The sequence below is a fragment of the Gordonia marina genome (assembly GCF_052036135.1).
Lineage (GTDB): Bacteria > Actinomycetota > Actinomycetes > Mycobacteriales > Mycobacteriaceae > Gordonia.
The window spans coordinates 51,846-68,141 of sequence record NZ_JBPSDN010000009.1 but is presented as its reverse complement, the minus strand read 5'-3'; the positions used below and the strand labels follow the sequence as shown (position 1 = coordinate 68,141).

Sequence of the window (16,296 nt, the reverse complement as noted above, 5' to 3'; positions counted from 1 at the left end):
TGAGCCGGTCGAGCCCGCCAGGGGCGAGAGCCCGAGCGACCGCGAGACCTGAGACCGTCACATCTGTTGGTCGGCGACCAACAGAAGTGACGGTCTGAGAACCGTGCAGCCGAGAGTGGGCGGACCCTGCGATGCCTCAGTCGCCGAAGCCCGGCGACGAAACGTCCAGGACCAGCGGGGCGTGGTCGCTCGCACCGGCGGCGGCGCGCGCATCCGTGTCGATGAAGGCGTCGAAGATCCGGTCGTCGAGCGCGGGGGAGCAGAGGGCGAAGTCGATGCGCATGCCCTCGTTCTTGGCGAAGCGGCCCGCCGTGTAGTCCCAGAAGGTGTACACGCCGGGACCGGGGGCGAACGGCGCGGCGCTGTCGACGAATCCGGCGGCACCGAACCGGGCGAACGCGGCCCGCTCGGCGGGGGTCACGTGGGTGCGTCCGGCGAAGTACTCGGGATCCCACACGTCGTCGTCGGTGGGTGCGACGTTCCAGTCGCCGGCCAGCACCACCTGGGCGGCCGGGTCGTGCCCGAGTTCCAGGCCGGTCACCCCGGAGAGGGCGTCGAGCCAGGAGAGCTTGTAGGGGAAGTGCGGGTCGTCGAGTGCGCGGCCGTTCGGCACGTACAGGCTCCACACCCGGATCCCGCCGCAGGTCGCCGAGATCGCGCGGGCCTCCGGTGCCGCGCCGGGCCGTGGCACGGGCTGGCCGTCGAAACCGCGGTGGACGTCGCTCAGGCCGACCCGGGACGCGATCGCCACGCCGTTGTAGCCGCCCTCACCGTGCAGGGCGACGTCGTAGCCCTCGGCGAGGAAGCTCATCACCGGGAACTGGTCGTCGTGGCACTTGGTCTCCTGCAGCGCGAGCACGTCGATCGCGTGCCGCGTCATCCACGCGACCACCTGCTCGCTGCGGGCGCGGATGGAATTCACGTTCCAGGTGGCGATGCGCATCAGCGGTCCCCCGGGGCGTCCGGCTCGGCGGGATGGGTGAGAAGCACCGTCGGCGTCCCGGCCGCGGTCCACCGCCGGCGCACGGCGCCGAGCCGGTCCGGCGTGGTCCGCAGCACCAGCGCGTACTCGAGTGCTGCGGGACGGTCCGCGTTGTCGGCGTACGGCGTGCGGTAGCGGTCGCGGTACTGCGGCTGCGACTGCGCGAACCAGGTGAAGACCCGGTCCGGCGCATCGGCCAGCAGTTGCTCCGCGTGGTCGACGACGGTCAGGAAACCGCCCGGCACCGAACCGGTGGCGGTGACCAGCGGCGCCGGGTGCCCATCCAGGTCGGTCATGCAGTCGTTGAAGGCGTCCATGCCCCAGCCGAAATACCCGGGGAAGTCCCACGCTTCGGCGAACTGGCCGAACAGGCCGTCGGTGGTGCGCATCAGGGCGCCGTCGAGCCGTCGCACCACCAGCCGATGCTGGACGTCGATCGACGGGGTGACCGGCGCCGTGGTCACCGCGACGGCCGGGCCGCCGGTGCGGGTGGCGTGCAGGAAGCGGTTCAGCGTGGTGCTCATGCCGACGGTCCCCGGATCTTGATGAAGGTGCGGTAATGGTCGAGCGTGTACCAGGCCGAGCCGTCGTCGGCGGTGATGATCCGCTCGGCGTCGCGGCCGCGTCCGGGCTGCTTGGCGTTGACGTCCCACTCGGTGAAGCGCAGGCGCTGCCCATGAGCGCCGGTCGCGGGCAGCCGGCCCTCGAAGTTGCCGAAGTTGGTCCCGCCCTTGGTACCCGGGGTCGCCTCGTCGGGCCAGCGGCCGGCGTCGATCAGGGCGAGAGTGCGGGTCACGCGCGCCGGGACCTGCGCCGACGGGGTGGCGGTCCGGCTCGTCGGCTTCGGCGTCTTGCCGGGCGTGCTCTTCTTCGGCGCCGTCGTGTTCGGCGCCTTGCTCGACGCCCCGGTGCCCGCGACGGAACTGGTCGACGTCGCGACGGCCTGCTTGGCCGCGCCGTCCCCGCCCGATTCGCTGAGCCACACCGCCGCCACGACGATGGCGATCAGCACGACGAGACCCGCGACGGACGTCAGCAGGCGTCGTCGCCGGTCGGGCGGGTTCGGGGTGCGCACGGGATCAGTCATGTTCGGGTCCACCGTAGGCGACCGGCCGGACCGGGCTACAGCTCGAGTACCTGAAAAGTGTGGTGCAGGCCGTATCCGCGGGCTCGCCACGACCGCCGCGCGTCCCGGTCGTCGCCCGGCACCTCGACGGCGGCACCGGCGTCGTCGACCAGCACCTCGTATTCGGTGCCGGGCCGCGGGGCGATCTCGGCGGTCCGCAGCAGTCGCTCGGGCACCACGACGCGCGCGCTCAGGCCGCGCCGGGTGTACCAGTCGCGTACCCGGCCGACGTCGGCGGCGCGGGCCTCGCGGCCCAGGGGCACCGCGGTGTTCGCGCGCAGTGCCGTCGACTCCGGATCGGCCGAGACCGTCCAGCCGTCGAACTCGTCACGTTCGGCGGCCGGTGCCGCCTCGGTGAGGACGCGTTCGACGTCCCGGATCGCCGAATTGCGCACGACCCGCCGGGACAACTGCCGGATCGACGTGATCGCCGCGCGGGGCAGCCGCTCGACCGTTCCGTCGCGCTCGACCAGCAGCGCATCCGCCGTCTCGTCGACCAGGATCCCGGTCAGATCCGACAACGACGGCGACCGCTCGAGTGCCGGGTTCGGTGCCGGCCGCCAGTCTCCCGGGCCGCCCTCGCCCAGGCGATAGCGGACGACGATGCGGTCACCGGCGAGCGGATCCATCGCTCAGTCGTCGTGCCCGAACGGGTCGGCGACCGTTCCGGGCAGCCACGTGAGACCGGGAACACCCCAGCCGTTGCGCTTGATGGCCTTCTTCGCGGCGCGCGCGTTGCGGCCGATCAGCACGTCGACGTACAGGAAGCCGTCGAGGTGGCCGGTCTCGTGCTGGAGCATCCGGGCGAAGAATCCGTTGCCCTCGATCTCGACGGGATCGCCGTTGCGGTCGACGCCGGTGACCTTGGCCCAGTCGGCGCGGCCGGTGGGGAAACCCTCGCCCGGGACCGACAGGCAGCCCTCGTCGTTGCTGTCCGGATCGGGCATGGTCTCCGGGATCTCCGACGTCGTCAGCACCGGGTTGATCACCTCGCCGCGGCGGCGGACCGGCCCGTCGGGGCAGTCGTAGACGAACATGCGCAGGTCGCGGCCGACCTGGTTCGCGGCCAGGCCGACGCCGTTGGCCGCGTCCATCGTCTCGTACATGTCGTCGAGCAGGGCCACGATCTCGGCGGACGGCTTGCCGTCGGCGTCGAGCTCCACCGGCGTGGTCGGGTGGTGCAGGACGGGCTCGCCGTAGATGCAGATGGGGAGAATCGCCATGAATATGGACTGTACTGGGCGCCGCACCGGTGCGTCCCCGCGCCGGGGCCGGGCGGGCGTGATTAGATACTCAGCGAACCACACCGCCGTCATTCGCCCGTCCGGGCGGCCGGCCCGCGCGGCGTGGAAACACACTCACCAGGGCAGAAAGGGGAGGCGAACCGGTGTCGAACGGCGCAGCCGCAGAGCAGCAGTCGTCGCAGCCCGATCCGCATGAGGTCGGCGCCGACGGGCTCACCCGCCGCGAGCACGACATCCTCGGCTTCGAACGCCAGTGGTGGAAGTACTCCGGCTCCAAAGAAGACGCCATCAAGGAGCTCTTCGGGCTGTCGGCCACCCGCTACTACCAGGTGCTCAACGCCCTGGTCGACCGGCCCGAGGCGCTCGCCGCGGATCCGATGCTGGTCAAGCGGCTCCGCCGGCTGCGGGCCTCCCGGCAGAAGGCACGGGCCGCCCGGCGCCTCGGTTTCGAGATCACCTGAGGTCTTTCGGCCTCACCCGAGAGTGTTTCCCTTGTCCGCCCGAGCCTCTTGAAACGATGGCCGGGTCCCGTGGGTTAAGGTTGCCGTGATGAAAGCTGACCGCGAAACCAATCGTCTGCCGCTGCGCGCCGGCGCCATGCTGCTGCTGGCCGTCGCCGTGGTGTTCATCGCCCTGGGCTGGCATTCCGCGGCATCGAGCGGCAAGGAATCCGGCAAGGACAAGCTCGAGCAGGCCGGCCAGAGCGTCGCGAGCACCGAGCAGGCCTCCGGTACGACGACCGCGCCGGCCAGCACGAAGCCGTCCGACACGACGTCGACCCAGGCGGCCGACGTGCCGAAGCTCTGTGTGCTCAACGCGGGCACCGAGACCGGCCTGGCCAAGAAGGTGTCCGACGACCTGAAGTCGAAGGGCTTCGCCATCGGCACCGATCCGTCGAACCTGTCGACCAGCAGCGTCACCGAGAACACGATCTTCTACGGCGAGGGTGAAGAGGCCGCGGCCAAGAAGGTCGCCGAGGCCGTGCCGAACGGCGCCGACGTGACCGTACGGCCGGACAACTTCACCAAGTGCCCCGGCGAGCTCGTCGTCGTCGTGGTCAACTGACGTCCGACGAACGCTTCCCCAACAGCAGCCCACACCTCGAAGGAGCCGACATGACCGCCCGCCAGACTCACGGTGTCACGACCCCGCGTGCCCTCGCCGCGCTCGCCGCGACCGGCCTGGCCGCGGTCGCGCTGACGGCCTGCACGCCGGACGAGCACCCGACCGATGCCAAGGGCACCACGCCCGCCGTGGTCACCGGCAACCAGGTGATCCCGGGCGATCTGATCAACGCCGACGACATCCCGGCGTCGCCGGGCTCGGCCGTCGGCACCGTCTCGCTGTCGGACTCCTCGGGCAACAGCGTCGGCGCCGCCAGCTTCGTGCCGGCCGGTTCGCAGGCCAAGGTCAACCTCCGGGTGACCGGCATGAAGAAGGGCCAGCACAAGGTGGAGGTCCGCTCCGGCGGCACCTGCGACGCCAAGGACTCCTACTCGGGCACCGGCAACGCGATCGCGGGCGGCTCGCTGCCGGGTCTCTCCGTCGGCGACGACGGCACCGGCTCGGTGACCCAGACCGTGAGCGTGACGGTCGCGGACCTGAACGACAAGACCATGGTCGTGGTGGACGGCGGCACGCCGATCGCCTGCGGCGTGATCACGGCGAACTGACGCGGCGCGGCGTCGTCGAGCAGAACGGGCCGTCCCGTGAGCGCCGCCTCGCCCATCGAACCGATCGAGTTCCGGCCGTCGCCGGAACCGACCCTCGGTGTCGAATGGGAACTCGCGCTGGTCGACCGCGAGACGCGTGACCTGGTCAACGCCGCGGATCCGCTGTTCGAGCTGATCGCCCGGCGCGGTCTGGAGCGCAGTCCGCGGATCCACCGGGAACTGCTGCGCAACACCGTGGAGCTGGTCACCGGCATCTGCCACACCGTCGGTGAGGCGATGGACGACCTCGGCGCGACTCTCGAGGAGGTTCGCGCGCTGACCGGCGAACTCGGGATCGACCTGTACGGCGCGGGTACGCACCCGTTCGCGGAGTGGTCCACGCAGCAGCTCACCGAGGGGCACCGCTACGCGGAACTGATCGAGCGCACCCAGTGGTGGGGCCGTCAGATGCTGATCTGGGGCGTCCACGTCCACGTCGGGATCGACTGCCGCGACAAGGTCTTCCCGATCCTGACCAGCCTGCTGCAGTACTACCCGCACCTGCTGGCGCTGTCCTGCTCGTCGCCCATGTGGGCCGGGCAGGAGACCGGGTACGCCAGCAACCGCGCCATGATGTTCCAGCAGCTGCCGACCGCGGGCCTGCCGTTCCAGTTCCAGGAGTGGTCCGAGTTCGAGTCCTTCGTGCACGACCAGAAGACCACCGGGATCATCGATCACCTCAACGAGATCCGCTGGGACATCCGGCCGTCGCCGCACCTGGGCACCATCGAGGTGCGGGTCTGCGACGGGGTGTCCAATCGCCGTGAACTCGCCGGTCTGGTGGCGCTGACCCACTGCCTGGTGGTGGATCTGTCGCGCCGGATCGACGCGGGCGAGTCGTTGCCGCAGATGGCGCCCTGGCTGGTTCAGGAGAACAAGTGGCGGGCCGCCCGCTACGGCCTGGACGCGATCATCATTCAGAACGCGGCATGCGACGAGCGCCTGGTCACCGACGACCTGCGCGACCTGCTTGAACGCCTCGCCCCGGTCGCCGACTCCCTCGGCTGCGCCGCCGAACTGGCCTCGGTGTCCGACATCGTCGAACGAGGTGCCAGCTACCAGCGGCAGCACGTGGTGCACGAGGCGACGGGGTCGCTGCGCGACGTGGTGGCCTCGGTCGTCGCCGAACTGGACTGATCGATCCCGGCCCGCGCCACTGACTCGCGTGTCGCGGGTCCTTCCGTGTGTCGCCGGTCGTGCACGACGTGCGACACGACAAGGGACCCGCGACACGGAACGGTAGGCCAGGTCCGTGATGCGCCCGGTCGCCGGACTGTGATCCCGTTCTCCGGGAATTCGCGGTCGACGAGCCAAGCCAGCGAATGGCCCACTCACTACCAGGCGATCGGCCACGCATCTGTCAGGCAAATGGCCGGAACCCGGCCAGACGACGCCCGCCCCCCCGCATCGACGGCGAAGGTCCGTCGGCGGTGACCTCATAGCGGTCACAGATCCCGGGCCTTCCTAGCGGGCTAGGGGCTAGGGGCAGGCCGAGGGGCCGGGGGCCGCAGTCAGGTCAGGGGTTCGGACGGGGGTTTCGGGTCGCGGCGCTGGACGCAGAGCTGCGACTCGTCGAGCAACTGCTCGCCGCCGCGCTGCTCCCGGTACACCAGCCGGCCGACGCGCTGGGCGATCACCGGCGCGGTGATCAGTGCGAACAGCCCGGTCAGGATCAGCATGCCGCTGTCGGCGTGGCCGGACATCTCGATCAGGGTGCCGATGAGCACCAGGATCATGCCGAAGGTCTGCGGTTTGGTGGCCGCGTGCATCCGCGAGAGGGTGTCCGGGAAGCGCGCCATGCCGAGCGCCGCGGTGAGGGCGAGGAGGCTGCCGGTCAGGATGAAGGCGGCAGCGACGATGTCACGGATCATTCGTCGTCCCTCACTCGGAAACGGGCCACCGAGATCGACCCGATGAAGCTGACCAGCGACAGCGCCACGATGGCCGGGACGATGGTGGTGTCGCCGGTCGCGGCCACCCACACCGCCAGGCCGCAGATCACCATGGCGACCAGGGTGTCGATGCCGACCAGGCGGTCGAGGGTGGTGGGGCCGCGCAGCGACCGGAACAGGGTGAGCACGATCGCGACCGACAGCATGGCGCCGCTGATCGCCCAGACGACGTTCACTCCGGATCACCGTCCTTCCGGTGCTTGCGGTCGGCCTCCCCGGCGGCGACGCGCTGGCGGTCGGCGAACGGGACGTGGTGGTAGTCGTCGTCGATGCCGTGGTACGGGCTCGGATGCCATTCGCTGTCGCGCTCGAAGGTCTTGATGAACTGCCGCTCCACGTAGGCCATCTGCTTGCGGAAGTTGTCGACCTGACTCTGCTTGCGGACGTCGAAGACGTGCACGTACAGCATGCGGTGAATGTGGTCGATCTCCACCACCATGGTGCCCGGGACCAGGTTGAGGTAGTCGACGGCCAAGGTGAGCACCAGGTCGGACTTGATCGCGATGTGTACGCGCACCACGCAGCCGAGCGGCGGCGGACCCGGCCGGATCGCCGCCCAGGCCACCTGCGCGGACGACACGAAGAAGTTCCAGACCAGGCTCGCCAGCAGGTGCAGCGCGGCGATCGGGTGGATGCGGCCCTCGACCGGCACCCGCGGGAGCGGCAGCACGATCATGATGATCGCGCCGATCACCGCGCCCGTCACGATGTTTCCCCAGGTCGGGTCGCCCCACAGCAGCACCCAGACGAAGGTCAGCCACGCCAGGCCCCACAGCCGGACGCCGAATTCGCGGAGGTCGGCGCCGGCCCACTTCGGCATGTGCAGGTGGTTCGACAGCCACACGATCGCGGTGGTCAGCGGCCACGCGAAATAGACGACGGCCGACCGCCACAGCATGCCGAAGAACGCCGGGATCGGGCGTTTGCCGACCGGCTTCGGGTGCGGGCGGTCCGGGTACGGGGTGTTCACGAGGCCTAATCCCCTCCCAGCACGGCGCCGATGTACACCTGGCGGTCGAGCACGTTCTCCGCGGCGCGATCGGTGAAGCCGAAGATCGGCCCGGCCCACAGGGTGAGACAGAGTCCGACGGCCACCAGGGCCGCGGTCGGCAGCACCATGGTGGCGGGCATCCGGCCGACGTCCTCGCGCTCGGCGAGGGTGACGTCGGTGCTCTCCAGGACCAGCGCGGACGGGGTGCTGTCGGCGCGGTCGCCGTCGGGGGCGTCGGCCCGCGGCCGCCAGAACGCCTTGGTCCAGACGCGCGCGACCACGTACAGGGTCAGCAGGCTGGTGATCACGCTGCCGGCCACCAGCATCCAGGCCAGCACCGAACCGTCGGCCACACCGCCCTCCAGCAGCGCGACCTTCCCGATGAACCCGGAGAACGGCGGGATCCCGCCGAGGTTCAGCGCCGGGATCAGGAACAGCGCGGCGAGCACCGGGCTGGCGATCAGGCCGCCCAGCCGCCGCAACGACGACGATCCGGCCTGCCGCTCGATCAGGCCCACCACCAGGAACAGGGTGGTCTGCACCAGAATGTGGTGCGCGACGTAGTAGATCGCCGCCGACATCGAGATCTCCGACCCGACCGCGATACCGAAGATCATGTAGCCGATATGGCTGACCAGCGTGAACGACAGCAACCGTTTGATGTCCGACTGCGCGATCGCACCCAGGATACCGACCAGCATGGTCGCCAGACCGGCCACCATCAGCAGATTGTTCATGCTCCCGCCCGGGAACAGCAGGGTGTCGGCGCGGATGATGGCGTACACGCCGACCTTGGTCAGCAGGCCGGCGAACACGGCGGTGACCGGTGCCGGGGCGGTCGGATACGAGTCGGGCAGCCACGTCGACAGCGGGAACACCGCGGCCTTGATCCCGAAGGCCACCAGCAGGACCGCGAACAGCGCGTTGCGCACACCGGACGGGACGGGATCGGCGGCGTCGTTCAGCCGGACCGACATCTCGGCCAGATTCAGCGTCCCGGTGGTCGCGTAGGCGAACGCGATGCCGGCCAGGAAGATGAGCGACGACACCATCGAGACCATGATGTACGACGCCCCCGCGCGCACCCGGTCGGCGCTCGCCCCCAGCGTGAGCAGCACGAAGCTGGCGGCGAGGAGCACCTCGAACGACACGTACAGGTTGAACAGGTCGCCGGCCAGGAAGGCGTTGCACACGCCCGCGGTCAGGATCAGGTACGACGGCAGGAAGATCGACACCGGCTGCTGGGTGGTGCCGTCACGGATACCCTGGCCGATCGCGTAGAAGACGACGCACAGCAGCACCGTCGTCGAGATGACCAGCATCAGGGCGGCGAGCCGGTCGACCACGAGCGTGATGCCGAGCGGGCCGTTCGGGTAGCCCTTGCCGCCCCAGCCGCCGATCCGCACGGCGAAGGTGCCGTGCACGTTGGTCAGGTACAGCATCATCGCCGACGCGATCAGCGACGCGCTGATGGCGCCGACGGTCACCGCGCGCTGGAAGCGGGGATGTCGTCCGCGCAGCAGAGTCAGCGCCGCGCCGAGCAGCGGCACCAGCGTCGGCATGGCGATCAGGACGGGGATCCAGGACGGCTGGGGGATCATCGGGGCTCCCCCTCGGCGGTCTCGTCGTCCCCGGTCTCGTCGTCGGAGGGCATCTCGTCGGGACTGGATTCGGGCAGGTGATCGATGACGGCGGCGTCCTCGGGCATCAGGTCGGTTTCGATGACGCCCTGGTGGAGCGCCGCGAACTCCTCCGGCGTGAGCGGGTTGCCGCGGTCGTCGAAGAGGTCGCCGGCCACGGTGTCGGCGCCGGTCGTGGGGTCGTCGCTGCGGTCGCGGTCGCCCATGTCCTTGAGGGTGCCCTTCAGCAGCTTCACGTCCTCGGTGTCGTCTTCCACGTCGTCGTCGCGGCGGTTGATCAGGAACAGCCGGTAGGTGAGCGCGAGCACGAAGGCGGCCACACCCATGGTGATGACGATCGCGGTGAGCACCATGCCCTGCGCGAGCGGATCGGCCTGGGTGTCGGCGCCCTTGGAGGAGGCGCCGCGGATCGGCGGGACCCCCGGCGGGCCCGCGAGGGTGATGATCAGGATGTTGATGCCGTTGCCGACCAGCATCAGGCCCAACAGCATCCGGACCAGGCTGCGTTCCATCAGCAGGTACACGCCCGCCGCGCCGAGGACGCCGGCGACGATCACCAGTCCGAGGTTCATCGTGCCGCCTCCTCGGTCGCCGGGGCCGCGGCCACCGGGGTGCCGGCGTCCGGGGCGTCGGGCAGATCCAGTCGGGCGCCGAGGCTGCGGAGCACGTCGAGCACCAGGCCGACGACGATCAGGTACACGCCGACGTCGAAGAACATCGCGGTCACCAGGTGCACGTCGCCGAAGATCGGCAGGTGCAGGTCGATCACCGCGGAACTGAGGGCCGGGGCGCCCAGCGCCAGCGAGGTGACGGCGGTGGTCGCCGAGACCAGCAGGCCCGCGCCGAGGATGGTGCCGGCTTCGACGGGCAGCGCCTCACCGAGCTCGTAGCGGCCGCCCGCCAGATAGCGGAGCACCAGCGCCAGGCCCATCACCAGGCCGCCGGCGAAACCGCCGCCGGGGGCGTTGTGCCCGGCGAAGAAGAAGTACATCGACAGCACCACGAGGGTCGGGAAGACCAGCCGCGTGGTGGCTTCCAGGACCATCGAGCGGTGCGCGGGATTGCCGAGCTCGCTGCCGCGGAGCCAGGTGGTCCGGTCCGGGATCACATCGTCGTCGTCGAGCCCGGCCTCGCTGCGCAGCACGTCGGTGATGCGCGGCGCGGCCCCGAACCGGCGGCTCCGGAAGACCATCGAGGCCACCCCGGTGGCCGCGACGATCAGCACCGAGACCTCACCGAGCGTGTCCCAGGCGCGGATGTCGACCAGCAGCACGTTCACCGTGTTGCCGCCGTGACCGAACTTGTAGGCGGCCTCGGCGAGGTCGACGGCGAGCGGCGTGGTGGACCGGGCGGCCGCGGCGAAGACGCCGATCAGCACCAGGGCGGCGCCGAAGGCCACCGCGATCAGGGCGCGCAGGGCGCGGAAGCCGGTCTTGTGACGCGGCTGCGGCTCGGACGCCAGCTTGCGCAACACCAGCACGAAGATCACCAGGGTCAGGCTCTCCACCAGGAACTGGGTGAGCGCCAGGTCGGGGGCGCCGTACATCGCGAAGAGCGCGCCGCACGCGTACCCGGTGATGCCGACGGTCAGCGCACCGGCCAGGCGGTTGCGCAGCAGGGTGGCCGCGGCCGCGGCGGTCACGATGACGAAGGCCACCACGATCTGCTCGGGATTGTCGAACCCGGTCAGATGCAGCGACGGCCGCGCACCGAGGAACAGCACCACCACCGGCAGCAGCACCGCGGTCGAGAGGATCACGCCCTGGGTGATCGGCAGGCTGCCGCGCTGGGTGTTCCGGGTGACCCACAGCGACAACCGGTCGGCGGCGCGCAGGATCGCGTCGTAGGCGTGGTCGGCGTTGAGCTTCGGCGGATGGTCGAACAGCTGGTCGCGGATCCGCCGCAGCACCAGGAACAGCACCGGCCCGGCCGCGTAGACCACCAGCGTCAGGATCACCGGCAGCCCGAAACCGTGCCACATCGCGAGATGTTCGATCGGGTGACCGTGGGCGGGCAGCTCGTGCGCGTACGGCTCCAGGTGGTGGCCGATCCACGGCGCGATGAACGCGGCGACCACGCCGAAGCAGGCCAGCAGGATCGGCGGAACCAGGAACATCACGGTCGGCGGGTGCAGCTGGGCGACGGCGCGCGTCGGCAGGCTGCGCACCTTGCGGCCGAAAGCGCCCCACAGGAACCGTGCGGTGTAGGCGAAGGTGATGATCGCGCCCACGACCACCGCGAGGTCGACGACGTGTGCCAGCCACGGCCGGTAGGCGCCGGTGTCCCAGAGCGCGGCGAATGCACCCTCCTTGCCGACGAAACCCAGGGTGAACGGCAGGCCGGCCATGCTGGCGCCGGCCACGGCGGCGGTCACCGCGAGCACCGGGAGGCGATGTCCGAGGCGGGCCAGCCGCCGGATGTCGCGGGTGCCGGTGGAGTGGTCGATCACGCCGACGACCATGAACAGGCTCGCCTTGAACAGCGCGTGCGCGATCACCATCGCGAGCCCGGCCATCGCGACGTTCGCGTCGCCCACGCCCACCAGCACCATCATCAGGCCGAGCTGGGAGACGGTGCCGAAGGCGAGGATCAGTTTCAGGTCGAGTTCGCGGAGGCTGCGCCAACCGCCCAGGATCATGGTCAGCAGACCGAGTCCGACGACGATCACCTGCCAGCTGACCTGCGTGTGGAATGCCGGGGCGAGTCGTGCGACGAGGTAGATGCCGGCCTTCACCATCGCCGCGGCGTGCAGGTAGGCGCTGACCGGGGTGGGCGCGGCCATGGCGCCGGGCAACCAGAAGTGGAACGGGACGATGGCCGATTTGGTCAGTGCGCCGACCAGGATCAGCGCTACCGCGATCGCCGAGTAGGCGCCGCCCGGCGGGTGCGCGAGGACTTCCGACAGCAGGTAGCCGCTGCGCTCGCCGAGCATGATGATGCCGACCAGCATGGCCAGGCCGCCGAAGGTCGTGACCAGCAACGCCTGGGTGGCGGCGCGGCGGGACGTCGCGCGGACGGCGTTGAAGCCGACCAGCATGAACGACAGCACCGTCGTCGCTTCCCAGAAGACGTACAGCACCAGCATGTTGTCGCTGCACACCAGGCCGAACATGGCCGCGGCGAAGGCCACCAGCTCGCCGCCGAAGACCTCGACGCGGCGCCGCATCTTCTCGAAGTAGTTGGCGCAGTACACCAGCACCAGCGCGCCGACGCCGAGGATCAGCGTGGAGAGCACCGCGGCGAGGGTGTCGAACCGCAGCACGATGTTCATGTGCAGGCTGGGCACCCAGTTGATGGTCTGGGTCTCCGGATGACCGCCCTCGGGCCAGTTCAGCAGGACCCAGATCAGGCCGCCGAGCGGCATCAGGGCCAGGACGTAGAAGCCGCGGGCCCCCAGGGCTCGCATGATGGGCGGCGCGGCCAGCGCACCGATGCCCAGCGCGAGCAGGACCTGGATCAAGAGCCACTCCGTCTCATCGGGGTTCGGGCGGGGTGTCAGAGGGCGGTGTTGCGGTGATTACTTTACCGTTCAGGGCATGGCGTCTTTGCGGAGAGTCCTGATGGCGGTCGTGCTGGTCCTGGTGGCACTGGCCGGGATCACCGCGTGCGGGCACGACGACAAGCCCGCTCACCAGGGCGTACCGCTCCCGAAGGACTTCCCGTCGAAGCAGGTTCCGCTGGTCGACGGGGTGGTGCAGAGCGCCACCAAGATCGACGATGTGTGGGAGGTGAAGGTCCAGGCGCCGGCCACCGAGGGCAACGCCTTCGACAAGGCGTCGAGCCTGCTGACCGACGACGGCTACGTCGAGTCGAGTCGTACCCAGACGTCCAGCGAGGTCTCGGTGCTCTACTCGAAGGAGGCCGACGGCAAGACGTACTGGGTGACGGTCGGCATCTCCGCCGCCGCCCAGGGCAAGGCGAGTCTGATCATGTACTCGGTGACCCGGCTCTAGGGGAGCCGGGCCGAATGCAGCCGGCTGAGCCCTTCGACTTCGCTCAGGAACCACCGATCGAGAATGCAGCCGGCTGAGCCGAAATGCAGCTGGCTGAGCCCTTCGGCTCCGCTCAGGAACCACCGATCGAGCCCGCAAGGGCGAGATCGTGTCGAAGTCAAACCCAGAACAAGCGGACGTTCTTGCAGTGAGACGGAACGTCGTTCACAGCGACCTGACAGGAACGCGGGGCACAGTGGGTTCCGACGTGCCGGACGATCGGTGCATACCCGAATACGAGAAGGACCAGCCGAATGACGACTCCCGAGAACCCCGGGCCCACCGACTCCGAGTCGACGGCGGCCCAGTCCGCCGACGCCCAGCCCGCCGAGGCGTTGCCGACCGAGCCCGAGCCCGCGGTGACCGAGTCCGCGGTGACCGAGCCGGTGGCCGCGCCCACCGCGCCTGTCGCCACCACGCCCGTCGCCGCCGCGCCGGCGCCTGCCGCGGCGGAGAAGCCGGACAACACCAAGCGGAACTGGATCATCGGCGGCGCGGTCGCCGCGGGCGTCGCTCTGTTCCTCATCGGGTTCGGCGCGGGCTACATCACCGGCGACCAGGTCGGCGATCACGGCGGCGACAAGCACGGTCGGCACATGATGATCGAGCGCGGTGAGCGCGGGGAATTCGGTGGTCAGGGCCGGTGGCGGAACCCCGGCGACATGCCGCGCGGGCAGTTCCCGGGCGGCCCCTACGGCCGCGGCGGCGGACAGTACCCGGGACAGACGGAGACCCCGGGCCAGACCGAGACCCCCGGCCAGACCCCCGCGCCCGGACAGACCCAGGCCCCGAGCCAGTCCAGCTGACGGCCCGGCGGGACGGCTCCGACGCGGCGCGGCTTGCGGCCGGCGGAGCCTGTCTGGCGCGTCGGCGGCCGCCGGTTCTCGAGATCGATCGTCGTAGCAGCGGCTCGTCGCACTGGCAGCGCTCGCGAGTGCTGCCGATGCGCGCGGCCGCTGCTACGACGTGTGCTCGTCCCGGCGCGGCGCCGCGACCGGGCGACGCAGGCCGAGTCGCGCCGACGACTTGCGGACCGGGATCACCCGGCGGCGGGTTCCCGCGGCGACCTCGGCGCGGCGGTCGTCGCGCCGTTGCAGGCGGCGATCGCGGGCCGCGACATCCCAGTACTCCGGCCGGGACGACACCCAGCGCTGCATCCGCCAGGCGAACGGGATGTGGAGCAGATAGGCGCCGACCAGCACGATCATCAGCACGTACGGGAAGGTGAACAGCAGCGCGGCGGCCGCGGCCACCAGGATCAGCGCCGGGGCCACCACCCGGGCGCGGAGCTTGGCGGACTTGAAGCTGAGCGTCGGCACGCGGCTGACCGCGAGCAGCCCGACGAAGACCAGCCAGCAGCCGACGGCGACCGGGCCACACCACCAACCGTCGCCGAACTGTTCGCGCAGGCCGACCGGCAGCAGCACCATCAGTGCGGCGGCCGGCGCGGGCACGCCGACGAAGAAGTCCTTGGTGTAGGCGGGCGCGTCGTCGTCGTCGAGCAGCGTGTTGAAGCGGGCGAGCCGCAGCACGATCGCCGAGCAGTAGATGAGCACCAGCGCCCACGACACGCTCCGGGCGACGTCGGACGTGTTGTTCAGAAGGATCGCGTAGACCATGATCGCGGGCACGACGCCGAAGTTGATGGCGTCGGCGAGCGAGTCGAGTTCGGCGCCGATCTTGCTGCTCGCGTCCATCATGCGGGCCACGCGGCCGTCGAGTCCGTCGAGCACGGCAGCGCTGACCAGCAGAATCAGGGCCAAATCGACTCGATGGGCGTTGGCGAAACGCATCGCGGTGAGGCCCGCGCAGATCGCCAGGATGGTCATGGCGGACGGCACCAGCAGGGCGCCGGAACGGACCGAGCGCTGCCGCGCCGACGACCGGCGGGTCGCGCCGCGGCCGGCGATCCGCCGCCGGCCGCGTCCGGTGCCGTCTGGGAGGGTCATCGCGGCAACTTCGCGAGGACGGTTTCCGCCCCGATGGTGTGCTGACCTACGGCGACCTTCGCGGCGGTACCCGCCGGGAAGTACACGTCGACCCGGGAACCGAACCGGATCAGGCCGTAGGTCTCGCCGAGCGTCACCGTGTCGCCGGGTGCGGCGTCGCACACGATGCGCCGTGCGATCAGGCCGGCGATCTGCACCACCCCCAGCCGCTCGCCCTCCCCGGTGCGCAGCCGCAGGCAGGTCCGCTCGTTGCGATCGCTGGCCTCCGGGAGGTCCGCGGACAGGAACTCGCCGGGCGTGTGCTGCACGGATTCGACGAGGCCGGAGATCGGGATCCGCTGAACGTGCACGTCGAACACCGACAGGAAGGTGCTGATCCGGGGCAGCGGCTCGTCGCCGAGACCGAGTTCGGCGGGCGGAACGGCGGTGTCGACCAGCGCGACGGTGCCGTCGGCGGGTGCCACCACGGCCCCCGGTGTGGTCGGCGGCACCCGCGACGGGTGGCGGAAGAAGAACGCGCTGGCCCCCGCCAGGGCCAGTGCCGGGCGGGCGATCCACGGGCGTTTGCGGCCCAGCAGGGCGACCGCCGATGCGCCGGCCACGAAGGGCAGACCGCCGGGGTGGATCGGCGGCACCGTCTCACCGATCAGGTCGAGCAGGTGCGCCGGCCCGGTGCGGTCACCGGGCTGTGCGGGGCGTCGTGCCACG

19 protein-coding genes are annotated in these 16,296 nt (G+C 70.5%); 6 read left to right on the top strand and 13 right to left on the bottom strand.

Features of this window, described 5'->3' with window-relative positions; genetic code table 11:
* Window positions 1-136: 136 nt before the first annotated feature.
* Genes ACSEEN_RS07640 through ACSEEN_RS07620 form a run of 5 tightly spaced genes read right to left on the bottom strand, consistent with a single transcriptional unit; the run spans window position 137 to window position 3,331 of the window.
* Complete coding sequence (locus ACSEEN_RS07640; RefSeq protein ID WP_298443075.1) at window positions 137-943, bottom strand: exodeoxyribonuclease III; 807 nt, start codon at window positions 941-943, stop codon at window positions 137-139.
* Window positions 943-1,506: a barstar family protein gene (locus ACSEEN_RS07635; protein WP_440712824.1), complete on the bottom strand. Its 564-nt coding sequence runs from the start codon at window positions 1,504-1,506 to the stop codon at window positions 943-945. The genes ACSEEN_RS07640 and ACSEEN_RS07635 overlap by 1 nt, the downstream gene beginning before the upstream one ends.
* Window positions 1,503-2,069 carry a guanyl-specific ribonuclease gene (locus ACSEEN_RS07630; RefSeq protein ID WP_247865336.1) on the bottom strand — a complete coding sequence of 189 codons (567 nt, stop codon included), beginning with the start codon at window positions 2,067-2,069 and terminating at the stop codon, window positions 1,503-1,505. Before ACSEEN_RS07630 ends, ACSEEN_RS07635 begins: the two co-directional genes overlap by 4 nt.
* A 35-nt stretch (window positions 2,070-2,104) precedes the next feature.
* Window positions 2,105-2,737, bottom strand: a complete 633-nt coding sequence (locus ACSEEN_RS07625) for a GNAT family N-acetyltransferase, cg3035/Rv0428c family (protein WP_440712823.1) — start codon at window positions 2,735-2,737, stop codon at window positions 2,105-2,107.
* A gap of 3 nt (window positions 2,738-2,740) precedes the next feature.
* Window positions 2,741-3,331 carry a peptide deformylase gene (locus ACSEEN_RS07620; protein WP_247865334.1) on the bottom strand — a complete coding sequence of 197 codons (591 nt, stop codon included), beginning with the start codon at window positions 3,329-3,331 and terminating at the stop codon, window positions 2,741-2,743.
* Window positions 3,332-3,495: 164 nt separating this feature from the next.
* On the opposite strand from ACSEEN_RS07620, the gene napA reads away from it, so the two are divergent.
* The 4 genes from napA (at window position 3,496) to ACSEEN_RS07600 (ending at window position 6,201) form a co-directional block, all read left to right on the top strand.
* Window positions 3,496-3,813: a nucleoid-associated protein NapA gene (gene napA / locus ACSEEN_RS07615; RefSeq protein ID WP_247865333.1), complete on the top strand. Its 318-nt coding sequence runs from the start codon at window positions 3,496-3,498 to the stop codon at window positions 3,811-3,813.
* Window positions 3,814-3,901: 88 nt separating this feature from the next.
* Window positions 3,902-4,417, top strand: a complete 516-nt coding sequence (locus tag ACSEEN_RS07610) for a LytR C-terminal domain-containing protein (protein WP_440712822.1) — start codon at window positions 3,902-3,904, stop codon at window positions 4,415-4,417.
* A 50-nt stretch (window positions 4,418-4,467) separates the two neighbouring features.
* On the top strand, window positions 4,468-5,025 hold the full coding sequence (locus tag ACSEEN_RS07605) for a superoxide dismutase family protein (protein WP_298443063.1): 558 nt from the start codon (window positions 4,468-4,470) through the stop codon (window positions 5,023-5,025).
* 36 nt (window positions 5,026-5,061) lie between these two features.
* Window positions 5,062-6,201, top strand: a complete 1,140-nt coding sequence (locus ACSEEN_RS07600) for a glutamate--cysteine ligase (RefSeq protein ID WP_440712821.1) — start codon at window positions 5,062-5,064, stop codon at window positions 6,199-6,201.
* 374 nt (window positions 6,202-6,575) lie between these two features.
* Here the strand turns inward: ACSEEN_RS07600 and mnhG are convergent, their stop codons facing one another.
* From mnhG to ACSEEN_RS07570, 6 genes are read right to left on the bottom strand one after another with little or no spacing between them, the layout of a single operon-like run.
* A complete protein-coding gene (gene mnhG, locus ACSEEN_RS07595) occupies window positions 6,576-6,935 on the bottom strand; it encodes a monovalent cation/H(+) antiporter subunit G (protein WP_440712820.1) in 360 nt (119 codons plus the stop codon).
* Window positions 6,932-7,192: a monovalent cation/H+ antiporter complex subunit F gene (locus ACSEEN_RS07590; protein ID WP_440712819.1), complete on the bottom strand. Its 261-nt coding sequence runs from the start codon at window positions 7,190-7,192 to the stop codon at window positions 6,932-6,934. The genes mnhG and ACSEEN_RS07590 overlap by 4 nt, the downstream gene beginning before the upstream one ends.
* Window positions 7,189-7,986, bottom strand: coding sequence for a Na+/H+ antiporter subunit E (locus ACSEEN_RS07585; RefSeq protein WP_371307273.1), 798 nt, complete (start codon window positions 7,984-7,986; stop codon window positions 7,189-7,191). The genes ACSEEN_RS07590 and ACSEEN_RS07585 overlap by 4 nt, the downstream gene beginning before the upstream one ends.
* Before the next feature lie 5 nt (window positions 7,987-7,991).
* The gene (locus tag ACSEEN_RS07580) at window positions 7,992-9,608 is read right to left on the bottom strand and encodes a Na+/H+ antiporter subunit D (protein ID WP_247865326.1); all 1,617 of its coding nucleotides are present in this window, start codon (window positions 9,606-9,608) and stop codon (window positions 7,992-7,994) included.
* A complete protein-coding gene (locus tag ACSEEN_RS07575; RefSeq protein WP_440712818.1) occupies window positions 9,605-10,219 on the bottom strand; it encodes a Na(+)/H(+) antiporter subunit C in 615 nt (204 codons plus the stop codon). Before ACSEEN_RS07575 ends, ACSEEN_RS07580 begins: the two co-directional genes overlap by 4 nt.
* Window positions 10,216-13,107 carry a Na+/H+ antiporter subunit A gene (locus tag ACSEEN_RS07570; RefSeq protein WP_440712817.1) on the bottom strand — a complete coding sequence of 964 codons (2,892 nt, stop codon included), beginning with the start codon at window positions 13,105-13,107 and terminating at the stop codon, window positions 10,216-10,218. Before ACSEEN_RS07570 ends, ACSEEN_RS07575 begins: the two co-directional genes overlap by 4 nt.
* 76 nt (window positions 13,108-13,183) lie before the next feature.
* Here ACSEEN_RS07570 and ACSEEN_RS07565 point away from each other — a divergent pair, with 76 nt between their 5' ends.
* Window positions 13,184-13,600, top strand: coding sequence for a hypothetical protein (locus tag ACSEEN_RS07565; protein ID WP_247865323.1), 417 nt, complete (start codon window positions 13,184-13,186; stop codon window positions 13,598-13,600).
* Between the two features lie 293 nt (window positions 13,601-13,893).
* The gene (locus tag ACSEEN_RS07560; RefSeq protein ID WP_440712816.1) at window positions 13,894-14,445 is read left to right on the top strand and encodes a hypothetical protein; all 552 of its coding nucleotides are present in this window, start codon (window positions 13,894-13,896) and stop codon (window positions 14,443-14,445) included.
* A gap of 153 nt (window positions 14,446-14,598) precedes the next feature.
* Here ACSEEN_RS07560 and ACSEEN_RS07555 read toward each other — a convergent pair whose 3' ends face one another.
* Window positions 14,599-15,588, bottom strand: a complete 990-nt coding sequence (locus ACSEEN_RS07555; RefSeq protein ID WP_440712815.1) for a CDP-alcohol phosphatidyltransferase family protein — start codon at window positions 15,586-15,588, stop codon at window positions 14,599-14,601.
* Window positions 15,585-16,295 (bottom strand): phosphatidylserine decarboxylase, encoded by a 711-nt coding sequence (locus tag ACSEEN_RS07550; protein WP_247865320.1) that lies wholly within the window; start codon window positions 16,293-16,295, stop codon window positions 15,585-15,587. Before ACSEEN_RS07550 ends, ACSEEN_RS07555 begins: the two co-directional genes overlap by 4 nt.
* Between the last annotated feature and the right edge of the window lies 1 nt (window position 16,296).